Annotated in this window: 1 protein-coding gene; it reads left to right on the forward strand. The window is 44.2% G+C overall.

What is annotated here, in order from left to right:
- Nucleotides 1–1287: hypothetical protein (locus A3739_RS29250; protein WP_197472014.1), on the forward strand; the 1287-nt coding region annotated here is incomplete at both ends.

Raw genomic sequence — 1287 nt, forward strand, 5'->3', positions numbered from 1 at the left:
GAGCTCAACCCAGAAATAAATGGCACTGAAATATACGAGAGGCTGCGACCCGCTTTGACTTTCAACTCACTAATTTTCGGCATGGGATTTATTGAAGATCTCGAGAATGATTCGCGTTACAACAAACTTTTAACATTAAGTACAGATTTAGGTAGCGGTGACGATAGCCAATCCTTCCCGCAACTAATCAATAATTCTTTCTATCTAGATTTTCGTTACGATGACTTACTACCCAACATTCCTATACGAATGTCTACGCTTCGCTTCAAAACAACGAATGTCACCGCTACTACAGAGCCGAATCGCCCTGAGAATCGTTATAGGTATTTCACAACCGAACTAGAAACAGATGAAAACGAGGGCACGCTTGTTAACGGGACACATTTAAGCACACAGGGTTTCTTTTTGAATGACCGTGCAATTGCTCAAATCGTGACCGAACGCAACACTGGGGGCAGTCGGTTATATGGTTACGACTACAACCCTGTGTACTACAAACTCTATCGCGTCAATGAACAAGAGCCTAATACTATTTTAACGGAGCTAGACTTTGAGCCGCCGGTGGATTACGGCGATAGTCCTACTTGGCTCACCGGTGCAGGTTATGGCTTTGCAAGCATTTATGACGTCACTCAGGACAGCGCCACTCAAGAATTTGAACGTGGTGATATTGCTGAAAAACTACGTTATTTCTCTTGGGAGCTTCATGGTTTAAGAACTCCGGAAACAGTGAGTGAAGATGTTATTACAGGAGACTATGACGTTATTGAATTTGGCATTGCAATGGATACCAATACGCTCGACACAGTTCGAAAACCAGTTCAGGTTACAGCACAATTAAAAGAGTGGAGTTTAATCGGAAGAAGCGTATCAGAGAGTCAACCTAATTCACCAAGTGATTTTTATCGCACGTGGGAATTAGCGCGAGATAAAGACATGGCCTTTAGTGCGGCACAGCAACAGACTGGAGGTTTGAGCGGTAGCCGGAGCCTAGATCTCTACGAAGGCGGCAGCGGCACTCTCGATACTTTTGGATTGCTTACTCTGGGAACAGGCTCTGACCGAGCAATTGGGCATATGACTGAAAATGGCCAGCACTTAGCTTTCACAACCCGCGACACATCAAACAATAGCGCATCACGCAGCCTTATCATCGCCACTAAGGCTCGTAACGATGATATCACCCTAAGTAGCACGCCTCTTGATTTCACATTGAGTGGAAATTATTTCTATATGGATGCAGATAAGCATCGTCTAGCAAATGTAAATGAATCGCGCTTAAGTTTA

Source organism: Oleiphilus sp. HI0067 (assembly GCF_001635735.1).